The sequence below is a fragment of the Bradyrhizobium sp. JR3.5 genome (genome assembly GCF_054057015.1).
Genome location: NZ_JBSRYV010000001.1, coordinates 2,871,408 through 2,889,950, shown reverse-complemented (window position 1 = coordinate 2,889,950; position 18,543 = coordinate 2,871,408). Strand labels below are relative to the sequence as shown.

The following is an 18,543-nucleotide window of genomic DNA, read 5'->3' as shown; positions in this document are numbered from 1 at the left end:
CGTCATTCCGGGATGCGCCGCGAGGCGCAGGCCCGGAGTCCATAACCACGATCGTGAGTATGGATTCCGGGCTCGCGCTACGCGCGCCCCGGAATGACGCACTAAGAGGTACGCTGACATGAGCTTCGTCACAGGCGTCGGCCTCACATCCTACGGCAAGCATGAGGGCCTGTCCTCGCTCGATCTGATGAGCAAGGCGGCCGAGCTTGCGATCTCCGATGCCGGGCTGAAGCGCGCCGACATCGACGGCATCCTGTGCGGCTACTCCACGGTCTCGCCGCACATCATGCTGGCGACGGTATTCGCCGAGCATTTTGGTATTCGTCCGTCCTATGCCCACGCCGTGCAGGTCGGCGGCGCCACGGGCCTCGCGATGACCATGCTGGCGCATCACCTCGTCGACGCGGGTGTCGCAAAACACGTGCTGGTGGTCGGCGGCGAGAACCGGCTGACCGGGCAAAGCCGCGACGCTTCGATCCAGGCGCTGGCCCAGGTCGGCCATCCCGATTACGAGGTGACGCTGGGGCCGACGATCCCGGCCTATTACGGCCTGGTCGCGACGCGTTACATGCATGAGTACGGGCTCACGCAGGAAGATCTTGCCGAGTTCGCGGTGCTGATGCGCAAGCACGCGCTGATGCATCCCGGCGCCCAGTTCCACGAGCCGATCACGGTTGCCGACGTGATGGCCTCGAAGCCGGTGGCGATGCCGCTCAAACTGTTGGACTGCTGTCCGGTGTCCGACGGCGGTGCGGCGTGCGTGATCAGCCGCGAGCCGACCGGCGAGCGGCGGGTTCGCATCCGCGGCTGCGCCCAGGCGCACACCCATCAGCACGTCACAGCCGCGCCCGCGCTGAGCGAGCTAGGTGCGGAGATCTCGATCGCGAAGGCGAAGGCGGCGTCGGGCATCGCGATATCAGACGTGCGTTACGCTGCGGTCTACGACAGCTTCACGATCACGCTGGCGATGCTGCTGGAAGATCTCGGCCTCGCCAAGCGCGGCGAGGCCGCAGCGCGGGTGCGCGCCGGCTATTTCAATCAGGATGGCGAGCTACCGCTCAACACCCATGGCGGCCTGCTCAGCTATGGCCATTGCGGCGTCGGCGGCGCGATGGCGCATCTGGTCGAAGCCCATCTGCAGATGACCGGCCGCGCCGACAATCGCCAGGTGCGCGACGCCTCGGTGACGTTTGCTGCATGGCGACGGCGGTGTGCTGTCCTCCCATGTCAGCATGTTCCTGGAGCGCGTGCGATGAGCGGACCGATCGCGGACTGGACCAGGGGCGCGGAAGCCATCGTCTACCAGACCTGCAACGCCTGCGACGCGCGGCAATATTTCCGCCGCAGCTTCTGCGCGGCCTGCGGCTCGCCCGATCTCGCCGAGCACCGCGCGGGCGGAGCAGGGACCGTGTATGCGACGTCGCTGGTCTGTCGCGCCGCGACACCGGAGACCCGGGCGCATGTACCCTACAATATCGTGCTCGTGGATGCCGACGAGGGCTTTCGCATGATGGCCCACGGCGACAACGACCTCGCCATCGGCGACAAGGTCTCGGCGCGCTTCACGCAATTTGCGGGACGGCTGGTTCCGTATTTCGCAAAGGCAAAATGAGGGGCTGAACGAACCGGTCAGAACGCAAGACCAAGCTGAATTGGTTCGCTCTTGCCCCTCATGGTTTACGGATACTATCGCCAATAAAAGACAAAGCTGGCGATGACGAGCATCGCCGTCACCGCCAGCATTTGCGCAAGCGCTTCCGAGGCCGCCCTCTTGGTGGCTTCCTTCATGCGTTTCCCCTAGACTTGGGCGTGACTCATCGTTGCGCAAATTGCGCGAACGACGGCCAGATTTTGTACTCGGAACACCCCGCGTCGAGCATTCGCTTTTGACGAGTCCCCACTCAGCGAATATCGACTGTGTCAGGGTTGTATGGGAATGCGGCGGCAATTTGACTCGCGCGTGTTGCTCCTGCGACGGCCGGCGGATACTGTTTCGGAACCCGACAGAAACGACAGAGATCAAGGTTAGGAAATGGCCCGTATCGACTACTCCGATCCTGCGAAGGCAAGCCCGCGCACCCGCGAGATCCTCGACAAGAACCGCAACGCCAACATCTTTCGCATGATGGCGCATTCGCCGAGCTACTTTGAACAGTATTGCCGGCTCGGCGGCGCGATCCGCCACAAGGGTGAACTCGATCCGATCGTGCGCGAGCTTGCGATCACGCGCACCGGCATTCTCTGCGAGGCGCCTTACGAGATCGTCGCGCACAAGCGCATCGGCAAGAATGTCGGCGTCTCCGACGAGCAGAACGCTGCGCTGGAGAATTGGCAGTCGGCGACCTGCTTTGACGACGTGCAGCGCGCGGCGCTGACCTTCACCGACGAGATCGTCAAGCTGAAGAAGCCGACGGATGCGACCTTCAAGGCGATCGCGGCACTGTTGACGCCGGCCGCGCTGATCGAGCTGCAGCTCTCGGTCGGCTTCTACATCATGACGTCGAAGTTCCTCGAGACGTTCGAGATCGACATGCAGCCGGTGACGGAAGTGGTGAGCTGAGGTCTTTGCCTTTCCCCGCGTGCGGGGAGAGGCCGGATCGCATGAAATGCGATCCGGGGTGAGGGGGGCCTCCGCGAGTCTAAACTCGAAGTCATTTTGCGGAGGCAGCCCCTCACCCCGGCCCTCTCCCCGTAAGAACGGGGAGAGGGAGAATTAAGCAACTACCCCGACGTCAGCAGATCGACCTTCGCATTCGCCACGATCAGCCGGTCGGCGAGGATTTGCGCGAGGTTGCGCATGATCCGTTCGCCGGCGCGTGGGTGCTGCTCGCGGAAGCGCTCGAAATCCCTGATCTCCACCTCGTAGGCGGTGGCCGACATGTCGGCGAGCACGTCCGCCGAGCGCTTGGGCTCCAATAGCGCCATCTCGCCGAACGCCATGCCGGCGGTCAGCGTCGCGAGCCGGATGCCGTCGGGCAGGGTGACGTGGACCACGCCACTGCGCAGGAAGAACAGCGAGGTCGCCTCACTGCCTGCGGCGATGATCTTTTCATTCGGTTGGTAGGTCCTGATCGCGCAGAGCGTGGTGAGGTCGGCGATCTCAGCTTCGCCCAATCCGGCGAGCAGCGGTTGCTCGGAAAGCTCTGTCGTCTCGAGGAAATCGATCGAGCCGCCATAGCGGTAGACGATCTGATCCTCGGCCCATTCGATCGCGGTATCGAGCAGATAGAAATCCCTGATGTTGCCGAGCCGGTTGGTCCACTCGCTGATCGTGGTCCATTCGCGCGAGGTCCGCTTGATGCCGGAGAGGATCACGGTGACGCCGAGCTCGGCGAGTTCCTGGAAGGCTTCCGCCACCAGCCGGGCACCGGCGCGGGTCGTCGCGGTAACGCGGCGCAGGTCAAAGATCACCAACTCCGGTCGCGGGCTGCCGGCGAGGCGGCGCGAGACATAGTCGACATTGGAGAGCGACAGCGTGCCGACCAGCTCGATCACCCGCACCTCCTGGAAGTGCTTTGCCAGGATCTCCTGCTCCTGCGGCCGCCGCACCCGGCGCGACGGGTTCTTGCCGATGTTGTAGTCGGCGATGATGCTGTGGCGGGCGTCATCGCTGCGGTTGAGCATGTGCAGGTCGTAATGCGCCGACAGCGCCTCGCAGACCTTGATGCCGCGCACGCTGTTGCCGTGCTTGTCGAGCTTTGGCGAGTAGCTGCCGAGCCCGAGCCGCGCCGGCAGCGCCGCCAGGATGCCGCCGCCGACGCCGCTCTTGGCGGGGATGCCGACGCGGTAGATCCATTCGCCGGCGTAGTCGTACATGCCCGACGAGGTCATCACCGACAGCGTGCGTGCGATCGCGTAGGGCGTCACCACCTGCTCGCCGGTCAGCGGATTGATGCCGCGGTTGGCCAGCGTCGCCGCCATCACGGCGGTATCGCGCGCGGTGACGAGGATGGCGCATTGCCGGAAATAGACGTCGAGCACCGCAGGCACGTTCTCGGTGATCACGCTGTTGGTGCGCAGCAGATAGCCGATCGCCCGGTTGCGATCGCCGGTGGCGCTCTCGGAGGCGTAGACCGCCTCGTCGACATCGAGCTCGCGGCCGGCGAAGCGGCCGAGCGCCTGGCGGATATAGTCGAACGCGCCGTCGCCCTTGTCGGCATGGAGCAGGCCAGAGCAGGCGATTGCGCCGGCTATTCACCATCGCATTGAACGGGTGGTTCTCGGCATTGAGCCGGATCGAATTGAAGGGGTCGCCGGACGGCTCGACGCCGATCACGCTCTCCACCCGTTCGGCGCCGAGCGTGTCGAGCGCCAGCGCGAACACGAACGGTTTTGACATCGACTGGATGGTGAAGGGCACCCTGGTGTCGCCGACCTCATAGACATGGCCGTCGAGCGTCGCGAGGCTGATGCCAAAATGGGCAGGGTCCGCCTTGCCCAGTTCGGGAATGTAGTCGGCCACCGCGCCGCCGGCCTCCGGCAGGAAGTTGGCGTAACAAGCGTGCAGAAACCGCAGCAGCGGCGGCTTTGAGCTGGACCAGGCCGTGGTGGTGGCGGTGACGGGAGGAGGCGATCGTTTCATCGCCTCCTGTTGTGCAACGCAATCAGGGCGCGCGCAACTGAGCGCGCACCGGCGTCAGGTGTGAGGCGACCGGTCCGGATCGGACGCCATTCGACGGCTGCGGTCTCCGAACCGATGATCACAAAGCGAGCGGTTGCTCGGTATTTGTTTCGTTGTGCGAAACTATTCGCTCGGAAATGTTTCGCAAGCAAAGCAGCGTCCGACGCGGCGCTGCGCCAGAGAAGTGGCCGTCGGAGGACGAGGCACGTGGGAATTTGGTCCGCGGGAGCGGCCGGACGGTCCGCCGTCAGGTCTCGACGATCGCGACGGCCTGGCCCTCGGCAATGACCTCGTCAATCCTGACCAGAATCGACTTGATTTTGCCTGCCGCCGTCGACGTGACCGGTATTTCCATCTTCATCGCTTCGACGAATGCGATCTCGTCGCCGTCGCCGATATTGCTGCCGGCCTCAACAGGAAGCGCGCAAACGCGCCCGGCAACTTCGGTCACAACCTTGATCTCTGGCATTCCACTCTCCGATACCGTCTTGCGGAAATTTCATCCGGCGAACGGCTTTTTGTTGTGGCGGCAGATTGCCTGAGGTAGCTTCTTCTGCAAGTGGAATTTTATTCCGCAAGACGGAATGGAGCCAAAACAAATGGGACGGCGCTCGGAACGGCTTAGCCGGCAGGGAATGCTCGCCAGCGAGACTGGCGATGGCGATGTCATCCAGGTGGTGTCGCGCGCGTTTGATGTGTTGCGGTGCTTCGAAGGGCACGAAGCGCGACTCGGCAATCTCGAAATCTCGAACCGCTGCGGCCTGCCGCGTTCGACGGTGTCGCGCTTGACGCACACGCTGACGCGGATGGGACAGCTCGTCTATCTGCCGCGCGATCAGAAATATCGCATCGGCCCGAGCGCGGTCGCGATGAGCACCTCGATGATGAAGGGGCTGCAGCTGCGCAACCTGATCCGGCTGCGCTTGCAGGATGTCGCCGACCAGTTGCCCGGCACCGTGGGCTTCGTGATCCCCGACCGCTTTCATCTGGTCTATCTGGAGTTCGCCCGCGCCGCGAACGCGCTCGGCCTGCATGAAGCCACCGGCAGCCGCATCTCGATGGCGACCACCGCTGCCGGCCACGCCTATACCGCAGCGCTCGATCCTGCGATCGGTGATGCGCTGATATCAGAGATGGAAGGCGAATTGCCGGACAGCGCCAAGATGCTGACGCCGCGCATCGCGGCCAATCGCCGTCATTTGCAGGAGCACGGCTACGTCGTCGCCTGCGGCCTGTGGAGCCCGCACATCAACGGCGTCGCGGTGCCGCTGTGGTCACCGCAATACCAGACCTATGTGGTCACCACGATCGGCCTGCTCTCGGCGATGTATGATGAGCAGCGGCTGCATCGCGAGGTCGCGCCGCTGATGGTCGACCTCGCCGCCGCGGTCGGCAGCCTGCTCGAAGGCGCCGACGGCGACATCTTCAGCAATCGGATCGAACGCAAGTCACTTCCGGTGACCACCCATAACAACAACAAAATCATCAAGACGGAGGCAATGAATGAACTGGAAGCCGGAACTCGACGACCTCGCCCGGCGCGAAGCGTTCGCGCGGGAGATGGGAGGCGTTGACAAGGTCAAGCGGCAACGCGACCAGGGCCGGCTCACGGTTCGTGAGCGTATCGACAAGCTCGTCGACCAGAACAGCTTTCACGAGGTCGGTGCCATCTCCGGCATCGCCGAATACGACGAGAGCAACGAACTCAAGCATCTGACGCCGGCGAACTGCGTGTTCGGCCGCGCCCGGGTCGACGGACGCACCGTGGTCGTGGTCGGCGACGATTTCACCGTGCGCGGCGGCTCGGCCGATGCATCGATTTCCGCCAAGCCGCTGATGGCGGAGGAGATGGCGCACGACTTCCGCCTGCCGATCATTCGGGTGATCGAGGGCTCCGGCGGCGGCGGCTCGGTGAAGACGATCGAGACCAGGGGCGCGGCCAATCTGCCCGGCGGTGTCGGCGGCACGCGCTGGTACTGGTACACGACCGCCAATCTGGCGCGCGTGCCGGTGGTCGGGCTCGGGCTCGGCTCAGTCGCAGGCTTAGGTGCGGCGCGGCTGGCGGCCACGCATTACTCCGTGATGACCAAGAGCTCCGCGATGTTTGTCGCCGGCCCGCCGGTGGTGAAGCGTCTGGGGCAGGATCTGACCAAGCAGGAACTCGGCGGCGCCGACATCCAGACCCGCGCCGGAGCGATCGATCAGGCCGTCGAGACGGAAGAGGAGGCGTTCGACTACGCGCGGCGCTTCCTGTCCTATCTGCCGGCGTCGGTCTACGATCTGCCGCCGACCATTCCCTGCACCGACGATCCGGAACGTGCCGAAGAGTCGCTGCTGAAGGCCGTGCCGCGCAACCGCAAGCAGGTCTACAAGATGCGGCCGATCATCGATGCGGTCGTCGACAAGGGCTCGTTCTTCGAGGTCGCCGCCAATTTCGGCCGACCTGTGATCACCGGACTGGCGCGGATCGAGGGCCGGGCGGTGCTGCTGCTCGGCAGCGATCCCTTCCACTATGGCGGCTCGTGGACCGCGGACGCCTGCCAGAAGGTGATCCGCTGGGTCGATTTCGCCGAGACCTTCCATTTGCCGGTGGTTTACCTGATGGACTGCCCCGGCTTCATGATCGGGCTCGAGGCGGAGAAGTCGGCGACCATCCGCCACGGCGTGCGGGCGATGGCGGCGGTCAACCAGAGCACGGTGCCCTGGTGCACCATCATCATCCGCAACGCCTTCGGGGTTGCCGGTGTGGTGCATCAGCCGGCCAACCGGTTCTCGATGCGCTACGCCTGGCCGTCGGCCTATTGGGGCTCGCTGCCGCTCGAGGGCGGCATCGAGGCTGCCTATCGCGCCGAGATCGATGCGGCCAGCGATCCCGGCGCCAAGCTGCGCGAGATCGAGGACCGCCTCAACAAGCTGCGTTCGCCGTTCCGCTCGGCCGAGAAGTTCTGGGTCGAGGAGGTGATCGATCCGCGCAAGACGCGCTCGCTGCTCTGCGAGTTTGCGCGTCTGGCCGAGCCGATCCGCAAGGCCGGCCCGCCGAGCAACATGTCGACGCGGCCGTAAGCCTCGGAGTTGTCATTCCGGGGCGGTCCGCAGGACCGAACCCGGAATCTCGAGGTTCCGGGTTCGATGCTGCGCATCGCCCCGGAACGACGACGTAAACCAATCTACTCGGCTTCCCGATGCACGTCGTGGATCACGATGCCCATGCCGTTCTCGGGCATCTTGATCCATTCGCGGCGCTTCAGCGAGCGCTTGGTATCCTCGTGTCCGCTCGCCCAATGCTCGCGCATCGAGGTGCCGGAGAATTCGTGGTCCTTGGCGTCGCCCTCATAGGCCTTCTGCTGATAGATCAGCTGCAGCAGCGTGATCCCGGGCAGCCGGCTGTTTGCCATCTTGAGTTGGCGCTCCTCGTCCGACAGCTGGTCGTCGGGGATTTATCCCAGCGCGTTGTGCAGGGCGGTGCGCAGATTGTAGGTCTTGCGGTAGACGTCGGTGTTGTAGCGAGTGCGCGACGAATACATGATGTCCTTATGGCGGGCCATCACGTCCTGGATGTCGCGCGGCAGCGCGCCGCGTGCCGAGCACGAGAGCACGGCGGGCAACGGCGACATCACCCGCGCCACGCTGTCGAAGACGCAAATCAATCTGAAGATGATCCCCGGCGTCGACGGCCATCTCGAGATCTGCCAGCTGGTTGCGATCAACCTGACCGACATCGTCGTCAAGGGATCGTGGATCGGGCTCGGCAGGCTGCATCTCGTGCCGCACGTCAACGCACCGGTCGCGGACTTCCCGGTCGAGCGCGTGGTCGGCGCGCATCATTACATCGCCGATTTGACGCTGCCGTTCGGCCGCGTCGTGCACGACTACAACAAGGAAGTCGCAGAGGCCGCGGCACCGACCGCTCTCGCCGCGGAGTAGCACGCGGCGAGGCTCGATCAGGCCGCGACCGGTTTCGCCTCCGGCGCGACCTTGGGCTGCGGCCGCGAGATCGCCAGCACACTCAGCGCGGCGATGACGCAGAGCGCGCCGGCTATGAAGAATGCCGGCAGATAGCTCGCATAGAGCGTGCGCGACAGCCCGGCGCCGAACGCGGCGGCGCCGGCGCCGAGCTGGTGGCCGGCAAAGATCCAACCGAACACCAGATTGGCCCGCTCGGCGCCGAAGCGCTGCGCGGTCAGGCGCACCGTCGGCGGCACGGTTGCGATCCAGTCGAGCCCGTAGAACATCGCAAACAGCGACAGCCCGTAGAACGTGAAGTCGGAGTACGGCAGATACAGCAGCGACAGCCCGCGCAGGCCGTAATACCAGAACAGCAGCCGGCGATTGTCGAAGCGGTCCGACAGCCAGCCCGAGATGATGGTGCCAAAGAAATCGAAGATGCCCATCGCGGCGAGCAGGCTCGCGGCCTGCACCTGCGGAATGCCGTAGTCGAGGCACATCGGGATCAGGTGCACCTGGACGAGGCCGTTGGTCGAGGCGCCGCAGACGAAGAAGGTCGCGAACAGGATCCAGAACACCGACGACTTCGAGGAATCGCGCAGCGTGCCGAGCGCGGCCGCCATGATCGGCGCATTGGCCGGCGGCGCGGGGAGCGGCGTGGTGCCTTCGTCGCCGAACGGACGCAGGCCGACGTCGCTCGGCCGGTCGCGCATCACCATCAGCACGGCGAAGGCGGCGACGCCGAGCATGACGCAGACAAGGCCAAGCGCGACACGCCAGCCGTAATGCTCGGTGATGGTCGCGAGCAGCGGCAGGAAGGCGAGCTGCCCGGTCGCGACGCTCGCAGTGAGCATACCGATCACGAGGCCGCGTCGCGCGACGAACCAGCGCGTCGCGATCGTCGCGCCGAGCACCAGCGCGGTCATGCCGGTGCCGATCCCGATCACCACGCCCCACAACAGGATCAGCTGCCAGATCTGCGTCATGGCGAGCGAGGCCAACAGTCCGGAGACCACGATCAATTGCGCCGCCAGCGTCACGTTGCGCAGGCCGTAGCGGTTCATCAGCGCCGCGGCGAACGGCGCCATCAGCCCGAACAGGATGAAGCGGATCGACAGCGCGGAGGAGATTTCGGCGGTGGACCAGCCGAATTCCTTCTGCAGCGGAACGATGAAGACGCCAGGTGCGCCGACGGTGCCGGCCGAGATCAGCGCGGCCAGAAAAGTCACGGCGACCATCACCCAGCCGTAATGGATGTTGCGGCGGGCGAGGGCGGAAGCAAGCCAGTTCGAGATCATTGGGCCCCGGATGAAAAGCGATGAGGGTCTTATTCGTGATGCACAATATGGCACGAGGGAGCTATGGCTAAAATGCCAAAGTTCCCTCGTTTTCGGACTCGGCCGTGGGGCCGTTTTAAACTAGTGCGTGACCCGCTCGACCGCGATCGCGGTGGCTTCGCCGCCGCCGATGCACAAGGCGGCGACGCCGCGTTTCAGGTTCTGCGCCTCCAGCGCGTGCAGCAACGTCACGATCAGCCGCGCGCCGGTGGCGCCGATCGGATGGCCGAGCGCGCAGGCGCCGCCATTGATGTTCAACCGGTCACGGGGAATGCCGAGATCGCGCTGCGCCGCCATCGCGACCACCGCGAACGCCTCGTTGATCTCGAACAGGTCGACATCGCCGACGCTCCAGCCGACCTTGTCGAGCAGTTTTCTGATCGCCGGGATCGGCGCGGTGGTGAACCATTGCGGCTCCTGGCTGTGGGTGGCGTGGCCCTTGATTTCGGCCAGCACCGGCAGGCCGTCGCGATCGGCGAGCGAGCGCCGCGCCAGGATCAGCGCGGCGGCGCCGTCGGCGTTGGCCGAGGAGGCGGCTGGCGTGATGGTGCCGCCTGCGCGGAACGCCGGCTTCAGGCCGGGGATCTTGGCCGGATCGACCTTCAGCGGGTGCTCGTCATTGGCGATGATGCGCGGACCGGCCCTCTCGTTAAGCGTGATCGGTGCGATTTCCGCCTTGAAGGCGCCGCCCTCGACCGCCTTCCGGGCGCGGCTCAGCGTCTCGATCGCATAGGTGTCCTGGTCGGCCCGGGTGAACTGATAGGCCTCCGCGGTCGCCTCGCCGAAATCGCCCATCGAGCGGCCGGTCTCGTAGGCATCCTCGAGCCCGTCCATCATCATGTGGTCGATGATGCGGTCGTGGCCGGCACGGTAGCCGCCGCGTGCCTTCTGCAGCAGATACGGCGCGTTGCTCATGCTCTCCATGCCGCCGGACAGCACGATCTCGGCCGAGCCGGCCTTGATGATGTCGTGGGCCAGCATGGTCGCCCTCATGCCGGAGCCGCAGACCTTGTTGACGGTGGTGGCGCCGGTGGCATCCGGCAGCCCTGCGCCGCGCGCGGCCTGACGGGCGGGGGCCTGGCCCTGGCCGGCCGGCAGCACGTTGCCCATGAACACCTCGTCGATGCGTTCGGACGCAAGCTTGGCGCGCTCGAGCGCCGCGCCGATCACATGCGCGCCGAGCTTGTGGGCCGCGAGCGGCGTGAGTTCGCCCATGAAGCGGCCGAGCGGGGTGCGGGCGGCGGAGAGGATGACGACGGGATCGGCGCTGGTTGCCATGGCAGGATTCCCTTCAAGGCCGGGGATTTGATTGAATTATTCTCATCATATGATGCGATGCAAAAAATGCAACTCCACGTCCTATGACAAAATGTCGTGTTCGCATGAATGGTAGGCCGGGACAGTTCCGCAATCACCGCTGTCGTCCTGGCGAAAACCAGGACCCATTCCCCCAAATGCAAATTGCCGCGCGCGCGGCGCTCTCCCCACCGTCGTCCCGGCCTTCGCCTGGACGACACTGAGAGTGGCGCCGGCTGTGAGTCAGGCTTCCGCGTTCTCGCGACACGAATCGTCCGAGCTTTGCATCTTGAGAATTTCTCCGCGGGGGCCGCCGTGTCCGGGCTTGCCCACGATGTGGCGGGCCATCTGGCGCCGCTGAAGGTCATGATCATCGTCGCGCTGATGGGCGTGATCCGGCCGTCGGACCTCGGCGTCCGCGGCGCGCTGCTCGCCGACATCATGCCGCCGGCGCAGCTGGTCGGCGCCATCAGCCTGGCGCGCACGACGCAGGACTCGGCGCGAATCGCCGGCGCACTGAGCGGAGCGGGATTGTTCGCCGCGCTCGGCATCGGCTATGTCTATGTCGGGATCGCGAGCTTCTATTTCGTTGCCGCGGTGCTGATGCTCTGCATGAGCCGGCCGGCACAAGTGCACGGCGCGGCCGATCAATCGGCAAGCGACTTGCCCGGTTCGGCGCTGCTGCGCGACCTCAAGGAGGGCATCGTCTACGCCTGGAGCGGTCCCGGCATGCGCGCGGCGCTCTGTGTCGCGTTCCTCGCCAACCTCACCGCGTTTCCGCTCACCAACGGTCTATTGCCCTATGTCGCGCGCGACATCTTCCATACCGACCAGACCGGGCTCGGCTATCTCTCCGCGAGCTTCGCGTTCGGCTCGCTGATCGGCTCGATCACGCTCAGCATGGCCGGCGGCGTGCGCATCGCACGGCTTTTGATCGGCGCGACGCTCGCTTGGTATGCGATGCTTTTGGTGTTCGTCGAGCTCAGGACCATGCCGGTGGCGATGGCCTGCCTGGTGCTGGCCGGGATCGCGCAGAGCATGTCGATGATCTCGGCCGCCGTAATGCTGATGCGCAACGCCAGCGCGCATCTGCGCGGCCGGGTGATGGGCGTGCGCATGATGGTGATCTACGGCCTGCCGCTCGGCCTGCTCGCGGCCGGCAGCCTGATCGACCTGATCGGCTATACCGCAACCGGCACGCTGCTTGCTGCGGCGGGCTTCATCGCGATGCTGGCGATCGCGCTGCACTGGCGCGCCGATCTGTGGCCGGTGCATGCGCCGGCCAATGCGAGGTGAGATTTTCGTAGTCTGGATGGAGCGAAGCCTAATCCGGGCTGCAAGGGCCCGGAGCTGAACGACAGATTGGGGATGTGGCGTGGACGAGCAGCACAGAACGCAGTTGATCGGCGGTCACAATGACGAGTCTGCTCTCTTCACCCTGTTCGAAGAGAGGGACGACTGTCGGCTTCGGTGCGAATATCGAGACAAAACCGTTGAACGCACTGCGACCGATTTCTTCCAGGCACTTTGCGACGTTCGCGGTCTGTTGGCCAAGGATGGCCTCATTCCATTCTGCTATGGAGCAAGCCTGAACGTGTATCCTTCCGGGATGGCAAGGGATATGGGGCAGGGTCTCAAGGCCTATAAGCTGACGGTTGGTCGACAAGCTAAAATGAGCGATCTTGTCGAGATATTTGCCAGCGGTGCCGACGTGATTCCGGTCTCTGTTGCCGCGCAGGAGCGTTTTTTCCACGAATGGCTTGCGTCGCTGCGCTCGTAGGTGCGGTTTCCGCGTGGGTCCGAAGCAACTGTAGTCACCGAGCAAGCGTAGCCCGGATGGTGCGAAGCGCAATCCGGGACGCTCGATCCGCGGATCACGCGTCCCCGGATTGCGCTTCGCTTCATCCGGGCTACGAGCTTCGACTACGCCGCCTGAGCCGCGCGGCGGATATGCACCGGCACCGACTTGTACGACGGCGTGCCGCTTTCCTTGTCCTGATAGTCGAGCGGCACGAGGCCGTTCGCTTCCGGATAGTAGGCGGCGACCGAGCCGCGGGCGATGTCGTAGACGATCGCGGTCAGGGTGAGGCGGCGCGGCGCGCCCGAGGGCAGCGTGGTCTCGATCTCGACGAGATCGCCATGGGCGAGGCCACGCGCGGTGAGGTCCGCCTCGTTGGCGAACAGCACGTCGCGCCGCCCGAACACGCCGCGATAACGGTCGTTCAATCCGTAGATCGTAGTGTTGTACTGGTCGTGGCTGCGGATCGTGGCGAGCTTGAGGATGGTTTCATCGGTCAAGATCGGGTCCTCTTCGAGGCCGTCGAAGATCAGGAATTCGGCCTTGCCCGATGGCGTGGTCCATTTGCGCTCGGTCGGCGGCAGCGGCAGGCGGAAGCCGCCGGGAATCCGGATCCGCGCGTTGTAATCCTTGAAGTCGGGGAAGACGCCCTCGATGGCGTCGCGGATGCGGTCGTAGTCGGCGATCAGCTCTAGCCACGGCACCTTGCTCGCCGGCAGGGTCGCCATCGCCATGCCGGCAATGATCGCCGATTCCGAAAGCAGATTCTCGGAAGCCGGAGTCAGCTTGCCGCGCGAGGCGTGCACCATCGACATCGAATCCTCGACGGTGACGACCTGCGGCCCCGAGGCCTGGATGTCGCGCTCGGTGCGCCCCAGCACCGGCAGGATGATCGACTGCTTGCCGACCAAGAGGTGCGAGCGGTTCAGCTTGGTGCCGAGATGGACGGCAAGCTCGAGCTTGCGCATGCCGGCGGCGCAACGCTCGGGATCGGGCAGGGCGATAGCAAAGTTGCCGCCGAGACAGATCAGGACCTTGGACCTTCCGTCGTCGATCGCCTCCATCGCGGCGACCGCGTCATGGCCGTGATGGCGCGGCGGCTTGAAGCCGAAGGTGCGCTCGATGCCCTCGAACATCGGGATGTTGGGCTTCTCGGTGATGCCGACGGTGCGGTTGCCCTGCACGTTGGAGTGGCCGCGCAGCGGGCAGATGCCGGCGCCCGCCTTGCCGTAATTGCCCTTCAGCAGCAGCAGGTTTGCGATCTGCTGGACATTGTCGGTGCCGCGGCTGTGCTGGGTGATGCCCATGCCGTAGGTGACGATGGTGGCATTGGATTTTGCATAGGCGGCGGCGACCTCGCCGAGCTGGGCGCGGCTGAAACCGGAGACGGTCTCGATTGAGTCCCACGGCGTGGCGCGCAGGTCGGCGGCGAACGCGGCAAAGCCGTTGGTGTGCTCGGTGATGAAGGCATGATCGAGCACGTCGTGCGTCGCGTCGTCCTTCTCGATCAGCGCCTTCATAACGCCTTTCAGCACCGCGGCGTCGGCGCCGACCTTGGGCTGATAATAGGTCGAGGCGATCCGCGTCGAGCCGAGGGTCGCCATCTCGATCGGGTCTTGCGGATCGGCGAAGCGCTCCAGCGCGCGTTCGCGCAGCGGATTGAACACGATGATCGGCACGCCGCGGCGCGAGACCTCCCACAGCGTGCCCATCATGCGCGGATGGTTGGTGCCGGGGTTATGGCCCATCGCGATGATCAGCTCGCAATGGTCGAAATCGTCCAGCGACACCGTGCCCTTGCCGATGCCGATCGATTGCGGCAGCCCGACGCTGGTCGCCTCGTGGCACATGTTCGAGCAGTCGGGGAAGTTGTTCGTGCCGTACTCGCGCGCGAAGATCTGGAACAGGAACGCGGCCTCGTTCGAGGCGCGGCCGGAGGTGTAGAACTCGGCCATGTCAGGATCGGGCAGCGCGCGCAGGCTCTCGCCGATCCGCGCGAAGGCGTTATCCCAGCTGATCGGCTGGTAGGTGTCGCTGGCGGCGTCATAGGCGAGCGGCTCGGTCAGGCGGCCCTCGTTCTCGAGATGGAAGTCGCTCCAGGTCAGAAGCTCGGTGACAGTATGGTCGGCGAAAAATTGAGGCGTCACGCGTTTGCTGGTCGCCTCCCAGGTCACGGCCTTGGCGCCGTTCTCGCAGAACTGGAAGGTGGAAGTGTGCTCTTTGTCCGGCCAGGCGCAGCCCGGACAATCGAATCCGTCGGGCTTGTTGGTGCGGAGCAGCGTGATCGGCGCCTCGACCAGATCCATCTGGTCGCGAACCGCGATCGCAGTGGCCTTGAGGGCGCCCCAGCCGCCAGCCGGAGCATCATAGGGTCGGATACCGGGAACATCGCGCTTTTGGACCATATGTCCTCCTGCAGCTCTTGAGTGGTGACCCCGTGCGTTGTCCCGAAAGTGATTTTCTTATTGGCCGCGCGCGCGGCTATCTGCGAGAGAGCGTGTTCCGATCGACGTTCTCGATTTGGAGCGCTCGTCTCGCGATGGAGGTTAGACTAATCGGCTGGGGTTTGTGGTCAACACTCTGTAAGGCGCTAGCCCGGATGGAGCGAAGCGCAATCCGGGGCAGCTTGATCCGCAGATGACGCGTCTCGGATTGCGCTCCGCTCCATCCGGGCTACAAGGTGTCACTATATTACCGCTTCCGATCCAAGAATCCCTGCAGCAGCCGTTGCGGCTCGCCGGTCTGGAACGACTTGCCGAACACGCCGACGCTGAGGTTGACCGACTCGGTCAGCGGCAGCTCTTCCCATTGTCGCAGCAGATCCTTCTGGATCCGCAGCGCCTCGGGGCCGCATTCCAGCAGCGCCTTGACGGTGTGCTCGACGGCCTCATCGAGGCCGCCGGGTTTTGCCACGGTGTCGACCAGGCCCCAGGCGAGCGCGGTGGAGGCGTCGATGTTCTCCGCTGTTATCATCAGCCAGCGAGCGCGGCCCCAGCCGATCAGGCGCGGCAGCAGTGCTGCGTGAATCACCGAGGGGATGCCGACGCGGACCTCGGGCATGCCGAACATCGCGTCATGCGCGGCAACGCGGACGTCGCAGGCGGCCGCGACCTCAAGGCCGCCGCCGAGGCACCAGCCGGGCAGGCGGGCGATGACAGGCGCGGGGAATTTGCGCACGGCCTCGCAGAGATCGCGCAGGCGGCTGATGAAGGCTTCGGCTGACGCCTGGTCGAGCGTCGCCATCTCCTTGATGTCGGCGCCCCCGATCATGCTGCGCTCGCTTTCGCCGGCCAGAATCACCGCGCGGATGGTCGGATCGGCGGCGAGATGCTCAAAGCCTTCGCGCACGCCGTTGGTCACGGCCGAACTGACGATGTTCAGCTTGCCGGCGTTGCAGATCGTGAGGCGGACGACGCCTCTGGCGTCGCGGTCGATGCCGCAGTGCGGATTGAGCATGTCCATGAAAGAGTTCCGGCGCAGGAATTGGTAGCGCCATGTCTCGGACAAAGCACGTCTCTGTCAAGGCACCGGTCCGGCGGTTGCGCAGCATCGCGCGGACCTATAGAATTATATTTATCATATAAATGGAGCCGTCATGACCGCCGCCGAGACCACCGACCTGCATTCCCCCGATCTAACGCGCACGCGCGTGGTGGAATGGCAGGCCCCCGGGCCGGTCGCCAGGGCGGCGGGTGCCGATGTCCGGCATCGAGGCGATGCGCGCGATCCGCGACGGCCACTTGCCGCCGCCGCCGATGGCAAAACTGATCGGCTTCCGCATGGCTGTGGTCGACGAGGGGCGCATCGTGATGGAACTCGAGCCGCATGAGAGCCTGGAGAACACCATCGGCCTCTTGCACGGCGCGACCGCCGCCGCACTGCTCGATACCGCGATGGGCTGCGCGATCTCGACCCTGCTGCCGGCGGGGCAGACCTCTGTCACGCTCGACCTCAAGCTGACCTATCTGCGCCCGCTCTCGGCGCGCTCGGGAACCATCTCGGCCGAGGGCAAGGTGATCAAGCTCGGCCGCCAGACCAGCTACACCGAGGGCTTCGTCCGCGACGGCAGGGGCAATCTTGCGGTGCACGCGACCGCGACGTTTTCCATGCTCGGCGGGGAACCAAAAGCGAAATAACTGCAGCATTCCGGGCGCAAATCTGCTATTGTATGATTAGAAACATTCCATGAGAGCGGCATGCGCTATTCGAAAGAACACAAGCAGGAGACCCACGCGCGGATCGTGAAGAAGGCTGCGACGCGGTTGCGCGAGAAGGGCGCTCATGGCATCGGCGTCGCCGACCTGATGAAGGACGCCGGCCTGACCCATGGTGGATTCTACGCGCATTTCGACTCGCGCGAGGCGCTGGTGATCGAGGCCTTCAACTACGCCATGGACCGCGCCAACGAGCGCTGGCGCAAGGTCACGGCGGAGGTGCCGCCGGAGAAGCGGCTTGCGACCATCGTCGACGGCTACCTGTCTGCGGTGCATCGCGACGATCCCGGCCAGGGCTGCGCGGTCCCGGCGCTCGGCGCCGAGATCGCCCGCGAAAGCCTGAAGACCCGCAAGGCCTTTGCGCTCAAGCTCGACCAGATGATCGACATGATCACCGACCAGATCCAGGACGTGCCGCGCAAGACGGCGCGCAAGCAGGCGATGGCCACGCTCGCGACCATGCTGGGCACCATCGTGATGTCGCGGATCGCAGGCAATGGCGAGATGTCCGACGAGATCCTGAGCGCGGGCCGCGAGGCGGTGCTCGGCCGGGCGGCGGTGACGAAGAAGCCGCGTGCCAGAGCGAATTAGGGGCGTTCCTGCGACGAGGCGCCGGATCTCCCCGGTTTAGTTTTCGTCGGCAACGAAGACATGAGGCACCCTTTGGAAGGCCTCAGCCCAGCGAGGCTTCCGGAGTGATGGCCCTTCGCATGCTCCCTCCGACCTTGATGGCCGAGGCAATAATCAATAACGACCGCCATCGCGCTTTTGTTGTGTGAGCCATTCCGACAGCGTCCTCGTTTTTGATCGTGGATCGCCCGACGACCCTCGTCTGATACTCGTTCCGGAGCGCGCCGACCGAAGCTTGGCTGATTCAGTTTCCACGATCGCGTCTGCGGAAGCCGACGATCTCTCGGCAGCTTCTCTCTCGAGGCGCAGCTTCTTCAATCGCGCCATTTTGTCCCGCTCTGCCTCTGCCTCAGCTCCGTCGGACAACAGCGTCTTGTGGTGAGCGGTCTCTGCTGAACCCCAGACTCCGATGATGGTTGCCTCGCCAAGCGCCTTGCAGGCCTCGAGCCGATGTAACCCATCGAGCAAAACGAGGCGGCCCTCATCAGGCCGAACGAGAATGGGGACTTGTTGCCCAACTTCCAGAATACTCGCCGCGATTTCTTGAACGAGCTCAGGCCTGAGGGTTTTCCGTTTCTTAACGGGCACGTAAATCTGATCGATTGGAAGACTTTCCGGGTCGGGCACAGTGTTACTCCCTACTCAGGATCCGTCCAAAATGCGGTATAAGGATGAAGCGCCACACCGCCAAGGCATTTCTCA

The 18,543-nt window shown here is 64.8% G+C and carries 13 protein-coding genes and 5 pseudogenes; 10 read left to right on the top strand and 8 right to left on the bottom strand.

The window, feature by feature from the left end:
- Nucleotides 1-118: 118 nt before the first annotated feature.
- From ACVWW1_RS14580 to ACVWW1_RS14570, 3 genes and pseudogenes are all read left to right on the top strand, one after another.
- Nucleotides 119-1,256: pseudogene (locus ACVWW1_RS14580) on the top strand (thiolase family protein).
- Complete coding sequence (locus ACVWW1_RS14575; RefSeq protein ID WP_456656296.1) at nucleotides 1,253-1,612, top strand: Zn-ribbon domain-containing OB-fold protein; 360 nt, start codon at nucleotides 1,253-1,255, stop codon at nucleotides 1,610-1,612. The pseudogene ACVWW1_RS14580 and the gene ACVWW1_RS14575 overlap by 4 nt, the downstream one beginning before the upstream one ends.
- A gap of 420 nt (nucleotides 1,613-2,032) precedes the next feature.
- Nucleotides 2,033-2,560, top strand: a complete 528-nt coding sequence (locus tag ACVWW1_RS14570) for a carboxymuconolactone decarboxylase family protein (protein ID WP_456656295.1) — start codon at nucleotides 2,033-2,035, stop codon at nucleotides 2,558-2,560.
- A 161-nt stretch (nucleotides 2,561-2,721) separates the two neighbouring features.
- On the opposite strand, the pseudogene glsA reads toward ACVWW1_RS14570, so the two are convergent.
- Together glsA and ACVWW1_RS14560 are read right to left on the bottom strand one after the other, a co-directional pair.
- Nucleotides 2,722-4,582 (bottom strand): annotated as a pseudogene (gene glsA, locus ACVWW1_RS14565) (glutaminase A).
- A gap of 286 nt (nucleotides 4,583-4,868) precedes the next feature.
- Entirely contained in the window at nucleotides 4,869-5,090 is a 222-nt protein-coding gene (locus tag ACVWW1_RS14560; RefSeq protein ID WP_456656294.1) for an acetyl-CoA carboxylase biotin carboxyl carrier protein subunit, read from the bottom strand.
- A gap of 130 nt (nucleotides 5,091-5,220) precedes the next feature.
- Here ACVWW1_RS14560 and ACVWW1_RS14555 point away from each other — a divergent pair, with 130 nt between their 5' ends.
- Together ACVWW1_RS14555 and ACVWW1_RS14550 are read left to right on the top strand one after the other, a co-directional pair.
- Nucleotides 5,221-6,195 carry an IclR family transcriptional regulator gene (locus ACVWW1_RS14555; protein WP_456656293.1) on the top strand — a complete coding sequence of 325 codons (975 nt, stop codon included), beginning with the start codon at nucleotides 5,221-5,223 and terminating at the stop codon, nucleotides 6,193-6,195.
- Entirely contained in the window at nucleotides 6,125-7,684 is a 1,560-nt protein-coding gene (locus ACVWW1_RS14550) for an acyl-CoA carboxylase subunit beta (protein WP_456656292.1), read from the top strand. The genes ACVWW1_RS14555 and ACVWW1_RS14550 overlap by 71 nt, the downstream gene beginning before the upstream one ends.
- Nucleotides 7,685-7,788: 104 nt before the next feature.
- Here the strand turns inward: ACVWW1_RS14550 and ACVWW1_RS14545 are convergent.
- Nucleotides 7,789-8,205: pseudogene (locus ACVWW1_RS14545) on the bottom strand (DUF3734 domain-containing protein); the annotation flags it as partial.
- Between ACVWW1_RS14545 and ACVWW1_RS14540 the strand changes: the two are divergent.
- Nucleotides 8,204-8,545, top strand: a pseudogene (locus ACVWW1_RS14540) (acetoacetate decarboxylase family protein); the annotation flags it as partial. The pseudogenes ACVWW1_RS14545 and ACVWW1_RS14540 sit on opposite strands and share 2 nt — an antisense overlap.
- Nucleotides 8,546-8,562: 17 nt before the next feature.
- Here ACVWW1_RS14540 and ACVWW1_RS14535 read toward each other — a convergent pair.
- A complete protein-coding gene (locus tag ACVWW1_RS14535; protein WP_456656291.1) occupies nucleotides 8,563-9,864 on the bottom strand; it encodes an MFS transporter in 1,302 nt (433 codons plus the stop codon).
- A gap of 120 nt (nucleotides 9,865-9,984) precedes the next feature.
- A complete protein-coding gene (locus ACVWW1_RS14530; RefSeq protein ID WP_456656290.1) occupies nucleotides 9,985-11,181 on the bottom strand; it encodes an acetyl-CoA C-acyltransferase in 1,197 nt (398 codons plus the stop codon).
- Between the two features lie 384 nt (nucleotides 11,182-11,565).
- Between ACVWW1_RS14530 and ACVWW1_RS14525 the strand changes: the two genes are divergently transcribed.
- Both ACVWW1_RS14525 and ACVWW1_RS14520 read left to right on the top strand, forming a co-directional pair.
- Nucleotides 11,566-12,495 (top strand): MFS transporter, encoded by a 930-nt coding sequence (locus tag ACVWW1_RS14525; RefSeq protein ID WP_456656674.1) that lies wholly within the window; start codon nucleotides 11,566-11,568, stop codon nucleotides 12,493-12,495.
- A gap of 79 nt (nucleotides 12,496-12,574) precedes the next feature.
- Nucleotides 12,575-12,979, top strand: a complete 405-nt coding sequence (locus ACVWW1_RS14520) for a hypothetical protein (protein WP_456656289.1) — start codon at nucleotides 12,575-12,577, stop codon at nucleotides 12,977-12,979.
- A gap of 143 nt (nucleotides 12,980-13,122) precedes the next feature.
- On the opposite strand, the gene ACVWW1_RS14515 is transcribed toward ACVWW1_RS14520, so the two are convergent.
- On the bottom strand, nucleotides 13,123-15,402 hold the full coding sequence (locus ACVWW1_RS14515) for an FdhF/YdeP family oxidoreductase (RefSeq protein WP_456656288.1): 2,280 nt from the start codon (nucleotides 15,400-15,402) through the stop codon (nucleotides 13,123-13,125).
- A gap of 286 nt (nucleotides 15,403-15,688) precedes the next feature.
- Nucleotides 15,689-16,459 carry an enoyl-CoA hydratase gene (locus ACVWW1_RS14510; protein ID WP_456656287.1) on the bottom strand — a complete coding sequence of 257 codons (771 nt, stop codon included), beginning with the start codon at nucleotides 16,457-16,459 and terminating at the stop codon, nucleotides 15,689-15,691.
- 133 nt (nucleotides 16,460-16,592) lie between these two features.
- Between ACVWW1_RS14510 and ACVWW1_RS14505 the strand changes: the two are divergent.
- Nucleotides 16,593-17,133 (top strand): annotated as a pseudogene (locus ACVWW1_RS14505) (PaaI family thioesterase).
- 60 nt (nucleotides 17,134-17,193) lie between these two features.
- On the top strand, nucleotides 17,194-17,802 hold the full coding sequence (locus ACVWW1_RS14500) for a TetR/AcrR family transcriptional regulator (protein ID WP_207837515.1): 609 nt from the start codon (nucleotides 17,194-17,196) through the stop codon (nucleotides 17,800-17,802).
- 153 nt (nucleotides 17,803-17,955) lie between these two features.
- Here ACVWW1_RS14500 and ACVWW1_RS14495 read toward each other — a convergent pair whose 3' ends face one another.
- On the bottom strand, nucleotides 17,956-18,468 hold the full coding sequence (locus tag ACVWW1_RS14495; protein WP_456656286.1) for a chromosome partitioning protein ParB: 513 nt from the start codon (nucleotides 18,466-18,468) through the stop codon (nucleotides 17,956-17,958).
- Between the last annotated feature and the right edge of the window lie 75 nt (nucleotides 18,469-18,543).